Origin of the sequence: Sphingomonas immobilis (genome assembly GCF_030580995.1) — a bacterium.
GTDB lineage: Bacteria > Pseudomonadota > Alphaproteobacteria > Sphingomonadales > Sphingomonadaceae > Sphingomonas > Sphingomonas immobilis.
Genome location: NZ_JAUQSZ010000007.1, coordinates 102968 through 120295 on the forward strand (window position 1 = coordinate 102968; position 17328 = coordinate 120295).

Sequence of the window (17328 nt, forward strand, 5' to 3'; positions counted from 1 at the left end):
CCCTTTCAACCCATAGCAGACGTCCGTGAGGTAGCGCCGAACGGCGGCTTCCGACCATTTGCGAGCCTGGTTTCTTCTCCTCACCCGCCTTCGCGGGAGGGAGCCCTAGCTTCCCCCTCCCGCCTTCGCGGGAGGGGCTGGGGGAGGGTCTTCTTCTCTCTACGGCTGCAAAAGGAAGACCCTCACCGACTACGACTAGGCCCGCATGAAGAATGCGGACCAAGTCTCCGTTGCCTCTCCCGCGAACGCGGGAGAGGATGAGTGATGTCGCCCGTCCACCCAAACCAAGACAGCGCTGTCCTACACTCACCTCTCCAAGCTATATCGCACCATCGCTCTTTGAACTGTCGGCCCGCACGTCCCGCCATTCCGGCGAATGTGTCCTCTCGCCCACGTGCAAACCGCGCGGGGAAGGAAGGAATGGGGCAGACGTAGCGTAAACTTTCTAAACTTCCGCGCCCGAACGCGCAGGCGCGGGACCAACGCCGCAGTGTGACCTTCCGCCCGAACCGCGCCGGCATCCGCGTCCAGGTGCTCCACACCCCCAACACACTCGACAGTCCAGCGCCGCCATCGTAAGCGCGCACGATCATGGGTTTCTCCGCTCTCGATATCATCGTCATCCTCGCGGTCGGCGGCGCGGCGGTGCTCGGGTTGATGCGCGGCTTCGTCAGCGAGGTGCTGTCGCTGTTCGCCTGGGTCGCGATCGTGTTCGCGCTGAAGCTGTTCCACTCACCGCTGACGCACGCCTTTTCCGGCATGGTCGGCACGGTGACGGGGGCGGCAGTGCTGGCGTTCGCGGTGCTGGCCGGGCTCACCTATTTCGGCGGGCGGATCGTCGCCAACACGGTGAGCGGGCGGATCCGCGATTCGGTGATCGGCCCGGTCGACCGCGCGCTGGGCTTCGGTTTCGGCGCGCTGAAGGGCCTGATCCTGACAAGCCTCGGCTTCCTGCTCGTCGTGCTGATGACCGACACGGTCCACGGCGGCCCGTCGCATCGGCCCGAATGGCTGACGGCGTCGAAGACCTATCCGCTGCTCAACGCCACCAGCGCCGGGATCGCCGATTTCGTCGATCGCAGGCGCAAGGGCCTGCCGGTGTTCGGGCCGGCGACGCCGCCCGGCAATGCGAGCGATACGCCGCGCCCGTAACGGTCGGCCCAATGTCCGGGGTGACGAAGCGGCGCAATCGCCCTACACCCGCCTCATGAACGCGCCGCTCTACAACACCGAGATTCTCCGCCTCGCCGCCACTATCCCGCATCATGAGCGGTTACCCGATCCGATGGCGACATCGGAGAAGCGGTCGCCGGTGTGCGGCAGCCGGGTGACGGTGGACGTGAACGTCGATGATGCCGGGCGCGTGAGCGCGGTCGGGTTGCTGGTGCGGGCGTGCGCGCTGGGGCAGGCGTCGTCTTCGCTGCTGGCGGCCAATGTGATCGGGCGTAGCGCGCCCGAACTGGTGGCGGCGCGCGATGCGCTGACCGCGTGGCTGGCGGGCGAGGGGCCGTTGCCTGACTGGCCCGGCTTCGACCTGTTCGCGCCCGCGCTGCCGCACAGCGCACGCCACGCCTCGATCCGCCTCGCCTTCGAAGCCGCCGCCGAAGCGGCCGAGGCCGCCGCCCGGGCGCGTGCCGCATGAACGAATCGCTGTTGCTCGACGGCGCGGTGCTGGGCGGGTTCGCGCTCCTCTTCGTGCTGATTTTCCGCCGGCTCGGGCTCGGCGCCACCTTGGGCTTCCTCATCGCGGGCGCGGTCGTGGGGCCGCAGGTGCTCGGGCTGGTCGGCGATCCCGAACAGAAGATCGGCGTGGCGGAACTCGGCATCACGCTGCTGCTGTTCATCGTCGGGCTGGAGCTCAACCCGGCGCGGCTCTGGTCGCTGCGCAAGGAGATATTCGGGCTGGGCCTGCTGCAGGTGCTGACCTGCGGCATCGCGCTTACGCTCGTGGTGCGGCTGCTGGCGCATTTCTCGTGGCAGGCGTCGCTCGCGCTCGGCCTGCCGCTGGCGCTGTCGTCGACCGCGCAGGTGCTGCCGATGCTGCAATCCGCCGGCCGCCTGCGCACGCCCTTCGGGGAGCGCGCCTTCTCGATCCTGCTGTTCCAGGATCTGTCGATCGTGCCGCTCATCACGATCGTCACGGTGCTGTCGCGCAATCCGGCCGACAAGGGCGGGCCGCCGGGCTGGCTGCTGTTCATCTACACCGTGCTGGCGGTCGCCGGGCTGGTGCTGGCCGGGCGTTTCCTGCTGCGGCCGCTGTTTCGCGTGATCGGCAATCTCGGCGAGCGCGAGATGTTCGTGTTCGCCGGGCTGTTCACGGTCGTGGCGTCGGCGGCGATCATGGAGACGCTCGGGCTGTCGACCGCGCTCGGCGCGTTCGTCGCGGGCGTGATGCTGGCCGACAGCCCGTACCGGCATGAGCTGGAGGCCGATGTCGAGCCGTTTCGCTCGATCCTGCTCGGCCTGTTCTTCGTCGCGATCGGCATGATGCTGAACCTGCACGCCATCGCCGAGCGGCCGATGTTCGTCGTCACGATGGCGATCGCGCTGGTCGCCACCAAGATCGTGATCCTGAGCGGGATAGCGATGGCATTCCGCATGCCGTGGCGTGCCGCGCTCGGCCTCGGGCTGTTGCTAAGCCAGGGCGGCGAGTTCGGCTTCGTCCTCTTCGCACAGGCGCAGAAGGCGTGGCTGATCGACCCCGATGCGGCGAGCCTGTTCGGCGCGGTCGTCACGCTGTCGATGGCGACGACGCCGTTCCTGATGATGCTGGCGGCCCCCTTGCGGCGCGAGGCGATCCGGCGCGAGGAGCGCGACGGGCCCAAGGTCGACGGTGCCAACGCGCTGATCGTCGGCTACGGGCGCTTCGGCCAGACGGTCGGCCAGATGCTGATCGCGCAGGGCATCCCCGTCACGCTGATCGACACCGATATCGAGATGATCGACATCGCGAGCGAGTTCGGCGCGAAGGTCTATTACGGCGACGGCACTCGATTGGATCTGTTGCGGCAGGCGGGCGCGGCGGATGCCGAGCTGATCCTGTTCTGCCTCGACGGAGACCAGATCACGCCCGACATCGTCGAGGGCGTGAAATCGGCCTTCCCCAAGGCCGGCATCTTCGTGCGCGCGTTCGACCGGCGCGCACTGATCAAGCTCAAGGAGGCACCGGTCGACGGCGTCGTGCGCGAAGTGCTCGAATCGGCGGTGAAGATGGCGCGGCTGGCGATGACGAGCCTCGACATCCCCGAAGAGGAGATCGAGCGCAGCGAGCAGCATTACCGCAACCGCGACAAGGAACGGCTGAAAGTGCAGTTCGAAACCGGCGACATGCGCGCGGCGGGCGCGCGGATGATCGTGCAGGACCGCCGCGAGATGCTGGCGCCGGAGGGCAAATGAACTGGGTGGTGATCCTGGCGGCGCTGTCGGGCGCGATCGCGGTCGGCGCGGGCGCTTTCGGCGCGCACGGCGCGGCGAGCGAGCAGGCGGCGGCATGGCTCAAGACCGGCGGCGAGTATCAGCTCATCCACGCGGTCGCGGCGCTGGTGGCGGCACAGATGGGGGCGAAGGGCTCGGCTTGGTTGTTCGTTGCCGGCGGCGCGGTGTTCGCGGGGACGCTGTACCTGATGGCGCTGGGGCTGCCGAAATGGCTGGGCGCGGTGACGCCGCTGGGCGGGCTGGCGCTGATCGCGGGGTGGCTGTGGCTGGCTTGGGTGGCAGCGCGGTGAAGTCTTCTCCCCTCCCGCATTCGCGGGAGGGGTTGGGGAGGGTCTTCTTCTTATCGACCCGCGGAAAGAAGAAGGCCCTCACCGACTACGACTAAGTCCGCGCAGAAGTGCGCGAACCAAGTCTTCGTTGCCTCTCCCGCAAAGGCGGGAGAAGGTGGAAATGGGAGGCTAGCGCCGCTTCAACACCCCCGGTAGATCCGCCCACGCCTTGCCCGTCGCCGCCTGCTGCCGCCCCATCTCGAACAGCGCCACCATCGACGGCTGGCGGAAGTCCATCGACGATGCGGTCGCCTCGGGCGGCACCGCGGCCACGAACGTCGCCACGCCATTGTCCTCGCCGAACTTCGCGACCGTCTCCAGCGAGGTGCGCTGGGCGGCCTTGCTCGCGGTGTAGAAGCTGCGCTGAAGCAACGAAAACAGCGAGCGTTGCGTGACGGTGAATTCGCTGTCGGCCTTGCCGTTGATGAGGACGTAGATGCGCCCCCCGTTCGCGGCCCCCGGCACCGGGCGGATCAGCGCGGCGTCGGGCAGCGCGAAGAACGCGCCGACCGTGCTGCCGTCGACGTGCAGTTCGGCGGCGACATGGCTGCCCATCTGCGCCGGGATCATCACCGGCGGGAAGACGCCGGGGATCGCGGCGGAGGCGGTCAGCACCGTCACGATCAGCGCGCGTGCCTCGGGCCCGCCGCGCGTCGCGATCGCGCCGATGTCCCACACGATCAGCTTCTCGGTATCGAGATCGGTGGTGGCGACGAGCAGGCGGCGGCCGCGCGCGTGTTCGGCGGCGATGGCGGCGACCATATCGGGCGTGATCGTGCGATCGACCAGCGCGTAGAGCCGCTTGCCGGTGTAGACGCTGTCACGGAACAGCGGCTTGATGAAAGGGAAGGGCAGCAGGTGCGAGGTGCGCCCGTCGGTATAGGCGGCGCGGAGTTGCGCATCCCACTTCGGGCCGAGGAAGGCGTATGGGGCCATCAGCGCGCCGGTCGAGACGCCGGTGACGACGTCGAACTGCGGCCGCGTGCCCGCCTCGCTCCAGCCGCACAGCACGCCCGCGCCGAACGCGCCGTTCGCGCCGCCGCCCGACAAGGCGATCATCACCGGCGCATGATCGGCAGGCGGTTTGTAGATCGTGCCGAGCGACGCATCGCCGGCATAGCGCACGCCGGGAAAGCCGACCGGATAGGCCGTCGCCTGTTCGGCCGCCGTGAAGGCGTCGCGCTTGATCGTGACGCAGCCGCTCGCCGTCAGCAGCATCAGCGCGGCGAGAGCGGCGCGCACCCTCATCGTGGCTGCGCGTCGAGGAAGGCGGCGACCGCGCCGAGATCGACCTGTTTGTCGACGAACGTCTCGCCGATGCCGCGCGCGAGCAGGAAGGGGAGCGTGCCGGCGTCCATCTTCTTGTCGTGCAGCATGTGTGCGACCAGCGCCTTGCCGTCGCCCGAGACACCCGCCGCCGCGAGCCCATCGGGCAGACCGACCGAGCGCAGATGCGCCGCCACGCGATCGGCATCGCTTTCCGGCATCAGGCCCTGTGAGGCGGAGAAACCGAATGCCAGCGCCATACCTGCCGCGACCGCCTCGCCGTGCAGCAGCTTGTCGGAGAAACCGGTGTCCGCCTCCAGCGCATGACCGAAGGTGTGGCCGAGATTGAGGAGCGCGCGCCGCCCCTTGGTCTCGCGCTCGTCCTCGCCGACGATGCGGGCCTTCGCCGCGACCGAATAGGCGATCGCCGCCTCGCGCGCTTCGGGCACGCCGGTCAGCAGCGCGGGTCCGTTGGCCTCGCACCAGGCGAAGAAGGCGGGATCGTCGATCAGTCCGTATTTTACCACTTCGGCATAGCCCGCGCGTACCTGCCGGTCGGGAAGCGTGTCTAGCACCTGCGGGTCGATCAGCACGAGCGCCGGCTGGTGGAACGCGCCGATCAGATTCTTGCCGGCGCGGGTGTTGATCGCGGTCTTGCCGCCGACGGACGAATCGACCTGTGCGAGCAGCGTGGTCGGCACCTGCACGAAGCCGCAGCCCCGCTTCAGGATGCTGCACGCGAAGCCGACGAGGTCGCCGATCACCCCACCGCCGAGCGCGATGACGTGATCGCCACGCTCGACGCCGAGATCGAGCAGCCGATCCGACAGCGCCTCCAACTGCGCCCAGCTTTTGGTAGCTTCGCCAGGAGGCAGCACGATCGCTTCGCTGGCCACACCCGCCGCCGTCAGCGCCGCCTGCAACGTCGCGAGATGCGGCCGCACGTTCTCGTCGGTGACGATCGCCATCGTTCGTCCGCGCGACAGCGGCGCGAGCCTATCCCCGGCACGCGCGAGCAGGCCCGCCTCGATCACGACGTCATAGCTGCGCGCACCCAGCGCGACGGGAACGATGGTCAAAGGCCGAGTTCTTTCAGGATGGCGTTGACGGTCGCGTCATGCGGCGCCGCCTGGCTGACGACGCGGATCGGCGCCTGTGCATAGACCGGGTTGCGGATTTCCGCGAGGCCCCGCAGCACCTCGAGCGGATCGCCCTGCCGCAGCAGGGGGCGGTTGTCGCGGCGTTTCACCCGCTCGACCAGCACGTCCGGGCTGGCGTCGAGCCAGATCGCGATGGCGCTTTCGAGGATCAGCGCGCGCGTCTCGTCGTTCATGAACGCGCCGCCGCCGGTGGCGATGACGCGCGGTTCGCCGTTGATGAGGCGCTGGATCACGCGCCGCTCGCCGTCGCGGAAGTGCGCCTCGCCGAAGCGAGCGAACATCTCGGTGATGGTCATGCCCGCCGCCGTTTCGATCTCGGTATCGGCATCGACGAAGGGCAGGCGCATGCGCACGGCGAGCCTGCGCCCCACGGTCGACTTGCCCGCGCCCATCAGCCCGATGAGCACGATCGGCAGCCCGGTCCAGGCCGGCAGGGGGGCGGGGCTTTGCAACATCAAGCGAGGGCTATACAGCGCACCCGCCGCTCGGGCAAAAGGTCGAGCCGGGCGCGTTTTGCGCGGTTGTTACAAGGTTTTCCAAGATGCCCCGTTCGCTCGTCGTTCTTCTGGTCGTCGCCGTCGTTCTGGTCGGCGGGCTGTTCCTGCTGGCCGGCCGTTCGTCGGAAAAGCCCCTGACTCATGTCGAGAAGGTTGTCACGCTTGCGAATCTCCAGGGCTGAGCTTTCCTTTCTCGGCTTGGCGGGGCTGATCGCGCTCGGCGTGGGAATCCCCGCGCTGGGGCAGAGCTCGCCCGAATCGATCCTGCCGCCCGGTTTCGGTGAGCCCGCGCCGACCCCGACGCCGCGCGCCACCCGTAGCGGCGATGCGCCGCCCGTCGTCCGCACGCAGACGCTGCCGCCGCCCGCGGTGTCGACGACACCGGGCCTGCCGCCCTCGATCGTCGGGCTGCCGATGCCGGGCGAGACCCCCACGCCGCTGCCGACGCCGACCGCCACGCCGACCGGGCTGATGCCGGTGCGCTACGACATGCCGCCGTTCGCGCGCCGCTCGCTGGCGCAGGTCGGGCCGGTCGATCTCTACGACGGCGGGCTTCCTGCAAGCGCGTTCGGCGATGCCAAGGGCCTGTATGTCGAGGCGTTGATGCGCTCGCTCGACACGCCGATCGCCTCGCGCTGGCTGTCGATCGCGCTGCGCCGTGCGCTGCTGTCGAAGGTCGATACGCCCGCCGGCATCAACGGCGCAGATTTTGCGGCGGAGCGCGCGTGGCTGTTGCTGCGCATGGGCGAATCGGTGTCGGCGCGCGCCGTCGTGCAGAGCGTCGACAATCAGGATTACACGCCAAAGCTGTACGAGATGGCGATGCAGTCGGCGCTCGCGACCGGCGATCCGGCGGCGCTTTGCCCGGTCGTGGCGGGCGGCGTGACGCTGGGGCGCGAGCGCGGCTGGCTGCTGGCGAAGGCGATGTGCGCGGGGCTGGCGGGCACGCCGGGCCGCGTCAATGCGCTGTTCAAGGACGCGCGCAAGCAGGGCCTCCGCGACGGCATCGACATGCTGCTCGCGCAGAAGGTCGCGGGCTCGGCCACCGGCGGGCAGCAGGCGGTGACGATCGAATGGGCAGGCGTCGATCGGCTGACAGCATGGCGCTTCGGCCTCGCGCTCGCCTCGGGCACCGACGTGCCGCAGGAATTGCTCGACGGGACGCAGCGCTATGTCGATGCCTGGCGCGCGCTGTCGCCCAATCTGTTGACGCCTGCGCGTGCGAAGGTTGCCGAGCGGGCGGCGCTGCGCGGCGTGTTGTCGAGCACCGCGCTGGTCGATCTCTACGGCGCGATCGGCGAGGAAGGCGACAATTCGCTGCCGGAAATGGGCGTCGCCCGCGATCTTCAGACGGCCTATTCGGGCGGCGATGTCGCCGCCCGACTGTCGGCGATGAAATCGCTGTGGGACGCGCCGAAATCCCCCGACGGACGCTATGCCCGGTTGATCCTGACGGCGCATGCCGCGGCGCGCGTGCCGGTGGGTGCGGAAGGGGCCGACGCCGATTCGATCGTCGCGGCGATGCTGTCGGCCGGCATGGACCGCAGCGCGCAGAAATGGCGCCGCGCCGTCGCCGCGACCAGCGATGCGCGCGCGATGCTGCTGCTCGCCGATCCCGATTCGCGCGGCACCACGTATGCCGCGCTCAGCAGCTATGTCGGCAATGGCGAGGCGGCGGAGCGCAAGCGCCGGATGCTGTTCGCCGGAATGGCGGGTCTGGGGCGGATGTCGAACGCCGATATCGAGGCGGGTGCGCGCGCGCTCGACGTCAAGATCGGTGCGGAAAACGCCTGGACCCGCGCGATTGCGCAGGCGGCGGAGGGCAACCAGCCCGGAACGGTCCTCCTCCTCGCGGCGGTCGGCATGCAGACGCCTGTGTGGCGCGGTGTCTCGCCCGAGGCACTGTATCACATCACCGTCGCGCTGCGCTCGGTCGGGCTCGAGGGCGAGGCGCGGATGATCGCTGCCGAGGCGATCGCACGGTTGTGAACGACCGCGGCCTCATCGACCGCTTCCTCGAAATGATGGCGGCCGAGAGCGGGGCGGCGAAGAACACCATCGCCGCCTATCGCAGCGACCTCGCGCTGGCCTCGGGCTTTCTCGAGGGAAAGCTCAGCGACGCGACGCCCGATGACCTCATCCGCCTCGCCGGCCAGTGGATCGATCTCTCGCACGCCAGCGTCGCTCGGAAGTCCGCCGCGCTGCGCCGGTTCTTCGCCTTCCTCGCGGGTGAGGGCCACCGCGCCGACGATCCCGGCGGCGCACTGCCGCGGCCCGGCGCGCGGCGGTCGCTGCCAAAGGTGCTGGGCCGCGACGACGTCGATCGCCTGTTCGCCGTCATCGCCGCAAGGCTGCAGGCCGATCCGGTCGATCTGCGCGACCTCCGCCTCTCCGCTCTGGTCGAGCTGCTTTACGGCTCCGGCCTGCGCGCGACGGAACTCGTGTCGCTCCCGCGCAGCGCCATCGCGTCCGACCGGCCGTATCTGATCCTGAAGGGCAAGGGCGGACGCGAGCGGCTGGTGCCGATCTCGGACCGCGCGCGGGCGGCGGTGGCGGCGTGGCGTCAGCATGTCGCGAGCGACCGGCTATGGTTGTTTCCCTCGGGCAAGAGCCACCTGTCGCGCGTCCGCCTTTTCCAGATCCTCCGTGCGCTGGGCGCGGAGGCCGGCATCCCGCCCGACCGCATCAGCCCCCACGTCCTGCGCCACGCCTTCGCGACGCATCTGCTGGCGGGCGGCGCGGATCTGCGCGCGCTGCAATCCATGCTCGGCCACGCCGACATTGCCACGACGGAAATCTATACGCACGTCGACGCGAGCCGCCTCGTCGCGCTGGTCAACGAGCGCCACCCGCTCGCCGAAGCACGCGCGCGCGTTGACGCGAAGCGCACACCCGCCTAACCGAGCGCACCTTATGGCAAGCTTCCTCGACTTCGAGAAACCGATCGCCGAGCTGCAAGGCCGGATCGATCAACTGCGCGAGACCGCCGCCGACGGCAGCGTCGACATCACCGCCGATGTCGGGCGGCTGCAGGCCAAGTCCGACAAACTGCTGCGCGATACCTACGCGAAGCTCACCCCGTGGCAAAAGACGCAGGTCGCCCGCCACCCGGAGCGGCCGCACTTCAAGGACTATGTCGCCGGGCTGTTCGACGAATATATGCCGCTCGCCGGAGACCGCGCCTTTGCCGACGATCAGGCGATCCTCGGCGGTTTCGCCCGCTTCCGGGGGCAGCGCGTCATCGTCATCGGCCATGAGAAGGGCGACGACACCGCCACGCGCATCCGCCACAATTTCGGGATGGGCAAGCCGGAGGGCTATCGCAAGGCGATCCGCCTGATGCAGCTCGCCGACCGTTTCGGCCTGCCGGTCGTCACGCTGGTGGACACCTCGGGCGCCTTCCCCGGCGTGCAGGCCGAGGAGCGCGGCCAGGCGGAGGCCATTGCCCGGTCGACCGAACAATGCCTCGCGCTCGGCGTGCCGATGGTCGCGGCGGTCGTCGGGGAAGGGGGCTCGGGCGGTGCCATCGCGCTCGCGGCGGCCAGCAAGGTGCTGATGTTCGAACACGCGATCTATTCGGTGATCTCGCCCGAAGGCTGCGCCTCGATCCTGTGGCGCACCGGCGACAAGGCGGCGGACGCGGCGGAGGCGATGAAAGTCACTGCGCAGGATCTGAAAGGGCTGGGTGTTATCGACGCGATCGTGCCCGAACCGATGGGCGGCGCGCACCGCGCACCGGCCACGGCGATCGCCTCGCTCGGCGATGGTATCGCGAGCGCGCTGGGCGATCTGTCGGGGTTGAACCCCGATGCGCTGCGCAAGGCGCGGCGCGAGAAATTCCTGGCGATGGGGCGGTTCTAGGAAAGAACCGCCGACCGATCAGCTGGCCTTCATGTTCGACTGGACGTTGCCGAAGGTTTTCTTCAGCTGGTTGCCGAGGCCCTGCATCGCGGCGATCGCGGCGACGGCGATCAGCGCTGCGATCAGGCCATATTCGATGGCCGTCGCGCCGCGCGTCTGGCGCAGCATCGTGAACAGTTTCTTTGCCATGCGGCACTCCCGAAACAAATAAGGGCGGCGAAACCCGATGATTTCGCCGCCCTCGTTTGAAGCAAGTAAGCTGTTTAGAGCTTACGAAGCCTTCATGTTCGACTGGACGTTGCCGAAGGTCGCCTTCAGCTGGTTGCCCAGGCCCTGCATGGCGGCGATCGCAGCGACGGCGATCAGAGCAGCGATCAGACCGTATTCGATTGCGGTCGCGCCCTTGCTGTTCTTGATGAACTTGCGGATGGTCTGCATGATTTCTTCTCCAAGTGTTCGATAGCTTCAGTACCCGACTGAACCGGGTAGACCGGAGCAGCAATGTTCGTTTTAGAGAGGCACCGTTGACAAAAGTTTAAACGCAAAGATTTTTTTTCGACCTTAGTCTTAGCGCGCGCTTAACTATCAGTGCGCGTTGTTCACCTTGTCGCTGATGTTGTTCCACATGCCGGTGGTGGTGGTGGCAACGCCGGCGAGCGCCGTGACCATCGTCAGCACGATGACCGCCAGGATGATGCCGTATTCGACCGCGGTCGCCCCGCGCTGGTCACGCGCAACCTTCCTGATCAGCCTAAACAGCATTCTCGCCCCGTCCCGAATGTCGCGATAAACCCCGTAAAACTTAACCGAGGAGCGTTAACGAAATGCCAAGGCGGCGCATTTGACCGACATTTCCGCGCCGATGCTGGTCGTCGCCGCCGCGCTGATCGATGCGGACGCGCGGGTGCTGGTGCAGCAGCGCCCGCCGGGAAAGGCGCTTTCCGGGCTTTGGGAATATCCCGGCGGCAAGGTAGAGCCCGGCGAGACGCCCGAGGCGGCGCTGGTGCGCGAACTGGCCGAGGAACTGGGCATCGCGGTGGCGCCCGGCGATCTCGTGCCCGTCACCTTCGCGACCGGCCCGGCGGACGCGCGGGAAATGATCCTGCTGCTTTATGCCTGCCGCCGCTGGCAGGGCGTGCCGCAGATGCTGGATGCCGCCGCGCTCGCCTGGTGCGACGTGGCGGAACTCAAGACGTTGCCGATGCCGCCCGCCGACGTGCGATTCGCCGAAGCGATCGCGGCGTTGTGCCTGTGAGAAAAGCTGGAGGCCCGACCGGGAATCGAACCCGGGTGCAAGGATTTGCAGTCCTCTGCGTCACCACTCCGCCATCGGGCCCCGATCGCGTGGAGCGGGCGCAAATGCGCGGGCCGTGCCCGCAAGTCAACACCTCGGCAAAAAACGCCTGCGTCGCTTGGCGTTGGTGATGCGGCGCGATACAAGCCGCTAGCGAATATAGTGTATTGCATGGCTAACACGGCTGTGCCACAGAGGTGCCAGCATGACGATCTCCGCTTCCCAGCCCACCCAAGTGGCGATGCGCCGCGCGATGGTGGCGAGCCAGCTGCGCACCAACGCCGTCAGCGACCCGCGCGTCGTCGCCGCGATGGACCGTGTGCCGCGCGAGGCGTTCCTGCCGGAAAGCGTCGCTGCGATCGCTTATCGCGACACCGCCGTGCCGCTTGGTGGTGGCCGGTTCCAGAACGTGCCGATCGCGACCGGACGCCTGCTGACCGAGGCCTATCTGAAAAGCGACGACCGCGTCCTGCTGATCGGGGCGGCGGGCGGCTACACCGCTGCGGTGCTGTCCGAACTCGTTGCCTCGGTGGTCGCGGTCGAGAGCGATTCCGCGCTCGCCGCGCAGGCACGCGCCGCGCTCGCCGAGTATCCGACCGTCACGTTGATCGAGGGGCCACTGGAAGCGGGAGCGCCCGACTCCGGCCCATATGACGTGCTGTTCGTCGACGGTGCGGTCGAACAGATCCCCGACGCCATCGTTGCGCAGGTCAAGCCGGGCGGCCGTGCCGTCGCCGGTCTGGCCGACCGCGGCGTGACGCGGCTCAGCGCGGGCCGGCGCACGGCGGGCGGCTTCGGCCTCGTCGATTTCGCCGATATCGAATGTGTGCCGCTGCCGGGTTTTGCGGCCCCCAAGACCTTCAGCTTCTGAAAGACCGCGCCCGCCCGATGCGATATTCCTATCTTCTTGCAGGCGCGGCGCTTTCGCTTTTGGCCGGTCCGGCGGCCGCGGAGACGCTCCGCGAGGCGCTGGTCAAGGCATACAACACCAATCCGACGCTCACCGCCGAACGCGCGAATCTGCGCGCCACGGACGAGGGCGTACCGCTTGCCCGCGCGAACGGCCTGCCGAGCGTTTCGCTGACCGGGCAATATGCCGAGAACGTGCTGAAGGCGTCGAACAACTTCGTCTCGCCCGACCGGCAGGTGATCGTCCAGCCGCAGATCACGGTGCCGCTCTACGCCGGCGGGCGCGTGCGCAATTCGGTGCGCGCCGCGGATACCCGCGTCGAGGCGGGCCGCTACGGCCTGCGCGATACCGAGGCGAGCGTGTTTTCGTCGGTGGTCGGCGCGTATATGGACGTGATCCGCGACGAGACGATCGTCGCGCTCAACACGCAGAACGTCCATGTCCTCGACGTCAATCTGCAGGCGAGCCGCGACCGCTTCCAGGTCGGCGACCTGACCCGCACCGACGTCGCCCAGTCCGAGGCACGTCTCGCGCTGGCCCAGAGCCAGTTGCAGAATGCGCAGGCCCGGCTCATCAGCAGCCGCGAGAATTACGTCCAGCTCGTCGGTACGCCGCCGGGCACGCTCGAACAGCCGCCCGAACTGCCCAACCTGCCCGCCGATCCGACCGCGGCGGTCGATGTCGCGCTGCATGACAATCCGGCGCTGCTCGCGGCAAGCAAGAACCGCGACGCGACCGCCTATGACGTAAAGGCCGCGAACGCGAGCCGCCTGCCGCAGGTCTCCGCCGTCGCCAGCGGCAATTACTATAATTACCTGGGGTCGCTCGGCGGTGCGGGCACGACCGGGGCGCTGGTGTCGCAGAGCGGCAAGTCGGCCTATGTCGGCGCGCAGATCAGCGTGCCGATCTTCCAGGGCGGCGCGCCGACCGCGCAGGTCCGCCAGGCACAGGCCCGCCAGGCGCAGGCGATCGAGCAGACGACCGCGACCGAACGCAACATCATCGCACAGGCCCGCAGCGCCTATGCCGCATGGCGATCCTCGCTGCAGGTGATCGCGTCGAGCCAGGTCGCGGTCGATGCCAACAAGCTCTCGCTGGAGGGCGTGCGCGCCGAGAACAGTGTCGGCAGCCGCACGATCCTCGACATTCTCAACGCCGAGCAGGAGCTGCTCAACTCGCAGATCACGCTCGTCTCCGCGCAGCGGGACGCCTATGTCGCGGGCTTCGCGCTGCTCGCGGCGATGGGCAAGGCAGAGGCCAAGGATCTCGGGCTCGACGGCGGGCCGCTCTACGATCCGCTGATCCATTACAAGAAGGTGCGCAACACGATCTGGGATTTCGGATCGGACCCGACGCCGGCGCCGGTCGCGACCAGCACCGCCGCCAGCCCGGCGCAGACCTCCGTAGTAACACGGCCCCTCGAGCCCGAGCTCGACACGCCGGTTGACAACAAGGCCCCGGCTCCCGCAAAATAACGTGGTTAAGAGGCGCTGAATTTCGGCGTCTCAGGTCGCGAGGTTGCCGTCGATGGGGGATATCAGCGCAGAGCCGTCGATGGAGGACATCCTCTCGTCGATCAAGCGGATCATCGCCGAAGAAGGCGACGTCGCCGATCGCCCGCGCCGCGCGCCGCGCCCGGTCATCAACCCAGCGCCCGAGCCGCGCGAAATCCTGGAACTGAGCGAGCCGGTCGCGACCGAGCGTCCTTTCGCCCAGGCCGAGCAGGTCGCGGCGCCGGTTGCGGCCCAGCCCGCCCGCGTTGCTCCTGCCGCTCCCGCACGTTCGGAGGCGCTCGTCTCGCAGGACGCCGTAGACGCGACGCGCGGGCCGCTCGATGCGCTCTCGCGCCTGATCGTCAAGCCGGAAACCAATGGCAGCGACACGCTGGAAGGCATGGTGCGCGAGATGATCCGCCCGATGCTGCGCGAATGGCTCGACGCCAAGCTGCCGGCGATGGTCGAACAGATGGTCGCGCGCGAGATCAGCCGGATCACCGGCCAGCGCTGAGCCGATCGCCGGTTGCGGGGGGCGGGGCGTTCTGCTTAACCCGTAACATGAGAAACATCCTGTTCGCGAGCGCCGCCGCACTCGCTTTCGTCGCTGCAGCCCCCGCCGCCGCCCGCCAGCTCACCATCGACGACGTTATCTCGCTGTCGCGCGTGTCGTCGCCCACCGTTTCGGCGGATGGGCATTGGCTTGTCTACCAGCAGCGCGAGACCGATCTGCAGATCGACGGCGGCCGCTACGATCTCTGGCGACTCGATCTGACGAAGAAGGGTGCCGCGCCGGTGAAGCTCGTCGCCGAGGCCGACGTCAACGAAACCGCGCCGCAGATTTCGGCCGACGGCAAGTCCGTCTGGTTCCAGTCCGACAAGGGCGGCGAGGACGCCGTCTGGTCGATCGGCATCGCCGGCGGCACGGCGACGAAGCTCACCGATTTCAAGGGCGGCATGGGCGGCTTCAAGGTCTCGCCCGCAGGCGACAAGCTGCTGATCTGGGCCGATCGCAAGCCCGGCGCTCCAAGCCTCGAACTGCCGATGGTCAAGAAGGACGGCATGGCCGGCAACGCCCGCACCTACGACCAGATGTTCGTGCGCCACTGGGCGAGCTGGGCGGACGGCAACCGCTCGCAACTGTTCGTGCTGGCGCTGACGGCAGCGGGTGCGCCCGGCAGCGGCACCGCAATCGAAAGCGGGCTGGTCGGCGACACCCCCTCCAAGCCGTTCGGCGACGGCAGCGAAGTATCATGGAGCGCGGATGGCAAGACCGTCTATTTCGCGCTGCGCGAGGCGGGCCGGATCGAGCCGCTGTCGACCAACTTCGATATCTTCGCGGCCCCGGCGGACGGCTCGGCCGCGCCGGTCAATCTGACGGCGAACAACAAGGGCACCGACACGCTGCCGACCGTGTCGCCCGACGGCAAGTGGCTCGCCTATGTGTCGATGAAGCGCGCGGGCTATGAGGCCGACCGGCAGGTGCTGATGCTGCGCGATCTCGCCAGCGGCACGGTCAAGCCGCTGACCGAAAGCTGGGACCGCTCGATCGGCTCGATCGCCTGGGCGCCGGACGGCAAGCGCCTGATCGTCACCGCCGAGGACACGCAGGAGAACCCGATCTGGTCGGTCGATGCCGCCTCGGGCAAGGTCACGCGCCTCACCCAGCAAGGCAACGTCTCCGCCGTCGTGCCGACCGCCAAGGGGCTCGTCTACGCGCTCAACAGCCTGACCGCGCCCGACGATTTCTGGATGCTCTCAGGCGGCAAGCCGCAGCGCCTCACCAGCGTCAACGCGACGAAGCTCGCGGGCATCGACATCCCCACCGTCACGCGCTTCAGCTTCACCGGCGCGAACAACGACACCGTCTGGGGCTATGCGATGAAGCCGGCGGGCAGCACCGGCAAGGTGCCGGTCGCGTACATGGTCCATGGCGGGCCGCAGGGATCGAGCAACAACAGCTGGTCCTATCGCTGGAACCCGATGCTGTTCGCGGGCGCGGGCTATGGCCTTGTCGCGGTCGATTTCCACGGCTCGACCGGCTACGGCCAGGCCTTCACCGACGCGATCCGCAGCAACTGGGGCGGCTGGCCGCTCGAGGATCTGCAGAAGGGCCTCGCCGCCGCCACGACCAAATTTTCCTGGCTCGACGGCGACAATGCCTGCGCGCTCGGCGCGTCCTACGGCGGCTATATGATGAACTGGATCGAGGGCAACTGGCCCGATCGCTTCAAGTGCATCGTCCAGCACGACGGCGTGTTCGACGCCCGCGCGATGGCCTACGAGACCGAGGAACTGTGGTTCGACGAATGGGAACATGGCGGGCACCCCTATTACGAGGCACCGGCCGAGTTCGAGAAGTGGAACCCGGTCAACCACGTTGCGAAGTGGAAGACGCCGCAACTCGTCATCACCTCCGAGGGCGACTACCGCATCCCCTATACGCAGGGCATCGCCAGCTTCACCGCGCTCCAGCGCCGCGAGATCCCCTCGCGGCTGGTCGTGTTCCCCGGCGGCAGCCACTGGGTGCTCAAGCCCAAGGAAAGCCGCCAATGGTATCATGAGGTGCTCGGCTGGCTCAACACATATACCGGCAAGGCGGCGAAATAGCCGCCTATCCGTGTAGCGCGAACAGCAGCGGCCACAGCATGATGACGATTCCCGCAAGGCTGACCATGAACGCGGCCGAGCGCACATACTTCACGCCCCAGACGTAGAGCGGCAGATAGGCGACGCGGGCGAACAACCAGAGGTGCGCGCCGATCGCCGTCCAGTGCGTGTGGATGCCCATGATGCCGAGCCCCGCCACCGCCGCGACGACGAGCGGGAAGGTCTCGAAGAAATTCGCCTGCGCGCGCGTCAACCGGCCGACCGTCGGGTTGGGCGGCGGCATCTCCTCGTCGCGCGGGCCCGCGTTCCAGTCGCTGCCATATTGCTTCGTCCGCAGCGTCGCCGCCGCGAAGATATGGACGAGTGCGAGCACGCAGCCCCATGCGAGGACGAAGACTTCGATATGCATTGGCGCTCCCCCGACCGTTGACGGCAGAACTCTATCACGCCCTGCGCGGCCCGCTCTTTTATTT

20 protein-coding genes and 1 tRNA gene are annotated in these 17328 nt (G+C 68.2%); 13 read left to right on the forward strand and 8 right to left on the reverse strand.

What is annotated here, in order from left to right; all coding sequences use genetic code 11:
- Nucleotides 1–591 precede the first annotated feature (591 nt).
- Genes Q5H94_RS11540 through Q5H94_RS11555 form a run of 4 tightly spaced genes read left to right on the forward strand, consistent with a single transcriptional unit; the run spans nucleotide 592 to nucleotide 3725 of the window.
- The gene (locus Q5H94_RS11540; protein WP_304561423.1) at nucleotides 592–1152 is read left to right on the forward strand and encodes a CvpA family protein; all 561 of its coding nucleotides are present in this window, start codon (nucleotides 592–594) and stop codon (nucleotides 1150–1152) included.
- A 55-nt stretch (nucleotides 1153–1207) separates the two neighbouring features.
- The gene (locus Q5H94_RS11545) at nucleotides 1208–1642 is read left to right on the forward strand and encodes an iron-sulfur cluster assembly scaffold protein (RefSeq protein WP_304561424.1); all 435 of its coding nucleotides are present in this window, start codon (nucleotides 1208–1210) and stop codon (nucleotides 1640–1642) included.
- Nucleotides 1639–3396: a cation:proton antiporter domain-containing protein gene (locus Q5H94_RS11550; protein ID WP_304561425.1), complete on the forward strand. Its 1758-nt coding sequence runs from the start codon at nucleotides 1639–1641 to the stop codon at nucleotides 3394–3396. The genes Q5H94_RS11545 and Q5H94_RS11550 overlap by 4 nt, the downstream gene beginning before the upstream one ends.
- Nucleotides 3393–3725 (forward strand): DUF423 domain-containing protein, encoded by a 333-nt coding sequence (locus tag Q5H94_RS11555; protein ID WP_304561426.1) that lies wholly within the window; start codon nucleotides 3393–3395, stop codon nucleotides 3723–3725. The genes Q5H94_RS11550 and Q5H94_RS11555 overlap by 4 nt, the downstream gene beginning before the upstream one ends.
- A 168-nt stretch (nucleotides 3726–3893) precedes the next feature.
- Here the strand turns inward: Q5H94_RS11555 and Q5H94_RS11560 are convergent, their stop codons facing one another.
- The 3 genes from Q5H94_RS11560 to Q5H94_RS11570 are packed head-to-tail and all read right to left on the reverse strand — an operon-like array spanning nucleotide 3894 to nucleotide 6645.
- Nucleotides 3894–5012, reverse strand: coding sequence for a patatin-like phospholipase family protein (locus Q5H94_RS11560; protein WP_304561427.1), 1119 nt, complete (start codon nucleotides 5010–5012; stop codon nucleotides 3894–3896).
- Nucleotides 5009–6109 (reverse strand): 3-dehydroquinate synthase, encoded by a 1101-nt coding sequence (aroB, locus tag Q5H94_RS11565; protein WP_304561428.1) that lies wholly within the window; start codon nucleotides 6107–6109, stop codon nucleotides 5009–5011. Before aroB ends, Q5H94_RS11560 begins: the two co-directional genes overlap by 4 nt.
- The gene (locus tag Q5H94_RS11570; RefSeq protein ID WP_304561429.1) at nucleotides 6106–6645 is read right to left on the reverse strand and encodes a shikimate kinase; all 540 of its coding nucleotides are present in this window, start codon (nucleotides 6643–6645) and stop codon (nucleotides 6106–6108) included. The genes aroB and Q5H94_RS11570 overlap by 4 nt, the downstream gene beginning before the upstream one ends.
- 86 nt (nucleotides 6646–6731) lie before the next feature.
- Here Q5H94_RS11570 and Q5H94_RS11575 point away from each other — a divergent pair, with 86 nt between their 5' ends.
- Genes Q5H94_RS11575 through Q5H94_RS11590 form a run of 4 tightly spaced genes read left to right on the forward strand, consistent with a single transcriptional unit; the run spans nucleotide 6732 to nucleotide 10548 of the window.
- Nucleotides 6732–6869, forward strand: a complete 138-nt coding sequence (locus tag Q5H94_RS11575; protein WP_304561430.1) for a hypothetical protein — start codon at nucleotides 6732–6734, stop codon at nucleotides 6867–6869.
- A gap of 16 nt (nucleotides 6870–6885) precedes the next feature.
- On the forward strand, nucleotides 6886–8676 hold the full coding sequence (locus tag Q5H94_RS11580; RefSeq protein WP_304561431.1) for a hypothetical protein: 1791 nt from the start codon (nucleotides 6886–6888) through the stop codon (nucleotides 8674–8676).
- Entirely contained in the window at nucleotides 8673–9587 is a 915-nt protein-coding gene (locus Q5H94_RS11585) for a tyrosine-type recombinase/integrase (RefSeq protein WP_304561432.1), read from the forward strand. The genes Q5H94_RS11580 and Q5H94_RS11585 overlap by 4 nt, the downstream gene beginning before the upstream one ends.
- 13 nt (nucleotides 9588–9600) lie before the next feature.
- Nucleotides 9601–10548: an acetyl-CoA carboxylase carboxyltransferase subunit alpha gene (locus Q5H94_RS11590; protein ID WP_304561433.1), complete on the forward strand. Its 948-nt coding sequence runs from the start codon at nucleotides 9601–9603 to the stop codon at nucleotides 10546–10548.
- An 18-nt stretch (nucleotides 10549–10566) separates the two neighbouring features.
- On the opposite strand, the gene Q5H94_RS11595 is transcribed toward Q5H94_RS11590, so the two are convergent.
- From Q5H94_RS11595 to Q5H94_RS11605, 3 genes are all read right to left on the reverse strand, one after another.
- Nucleotides 10567–10737, reverse strand: a complete 171-nt coding sequence (locus Q5H94_RS11595; RefSeq protein ID WP_304561434.1) for a Flp family type IVb pilin — start codon at nucleotides 10735–10737, stop codon at nucleotides 10567–10569.
- A gap of 81 nt (nucleotides 10738–10818) precedes the next feature.
- Nucleotides 10819–10986, reverse strand: coding sequence for a Flp family type IVb pilin (locus Q5H94_RS11600; protein ID WP_304561435.1), 168 nt, complete (start codon nucleotides 10984–10986; stop codon nucleotides 10819–10821).
- 147 nt (nucleotides 10987–11133) lie between these two features.
- Nucleotides 11134–11310, reverse strand: a complete 177-nt coding sequence (locus tag Q5H94_RS11605; RefSeq protein WP_304561436.1) for a Flp family type IVb pilin — start codon at nucleotides 11308–11310, stop codon at nucleotides 11134–11136.
- A 100-nt stretch (nucleotides 11311–11410) separates the two neighbouring features.
- Between Q5H94_RS11605 and Q5H94_RS11610 the strand changes: the two genes are divergently transcribed.
- Nucleotides 11411–11803, forward strand: coding sequence for a (deoxy)nucleoside triphosphate pyrophosphohydrolase (locus Q5H94_RS11610; protein ID WP_304561522.1), 393 nt, complete (start codon nucleotides 11411–11413; stop codon nucleotides 11801–11803).
- Nucleotides 11804–11810: 7 nt separating this feature from the next.
- Here Q5H94_RS11610 and Q5H94_RS11615 read toward each other — a convergent pair.
- Nucleotides 11811–11884: transfer RNA gene (locus Q5H94_RS11615), tRNA-Cys, on the reverse strand.
- A gap of 163 nt (nucleotides 11885–12047) precedes the next feature.
- Here Q5H94_RS11615 and Q5H94_RS11620 point away from each other — a divergent pair.
- Genes Q5H94_RS11620 through Q5H94_RS11635 form a run of 4 tightly spaced genes read left to right on the forward strand, consistent with a single transcriptional unit; the run spans nucleotide 12048 to nucleotide 16855 of the window.
- Entirely contained in the window at nucleotides 12048–12713 is a 666-nt protein-coding gene (locus Q5H94_RS11620; RefSeq protein WP_304561437.1) for a protein-L-isoaspartate O-methyltransferase family protein, read from the forward strand.
- A gap of 17 nt (nucleotides 12714–12730) precedes the next feature.
- Nucleotides 12731–14227, forward strand: coding sequence for a TolC family outer membrane protein (locus Q5H94_RS11625; RefSeq protein WP_304561438.1), 1497 nt, complete (start codon nucleotides 12731–12733; stop codon nucleotides 14225–14227).
- A 52-nt stretch (nucleotides 14228–14279) separates the two neighbouring features.
- Nucleotides 14280–14759, forward strand: coding sequence for a DUF2497 domain-containing protein (locus Q5H94_RS11630; protein ID WP_304561439.1), 480 nt, complete (start codon nucleotides 14280–14282; stop codon nucleotides 14757–14759).
- 47 nt (nucleotides 14760–14806) lie between these two features.
- On the forward strand, nucleotides 14807–16855 hold the full coding sequence (locus Q5H94_RS11635) for a S9 family peptidase (protein ID WP_304561440.1): 2049 nt from the start codon (nucleotides 14807–14809) through the stop codon (nucleotides 16853–16855).
- Between the two features lie 4 nt (nucleotides 16856–16859).
- On the opposite strand, the gene Q5H94_RS11640 is transcribed toward Q5H94_RS11635, so the two are convergent.
- Nucleotides 16860–17264, reverse strand: a complete 405-nt coding sequence (locus Q5H94_RS11640; protein ID WP_304561441.1) for an MAPEG family protein — start codon at nucleotides 17262–17264, stop codon at nucleotides 16860–16862.
- Between the last annotated feature and the right edge of the window lie 64 nt (nucleotides 17265–17328).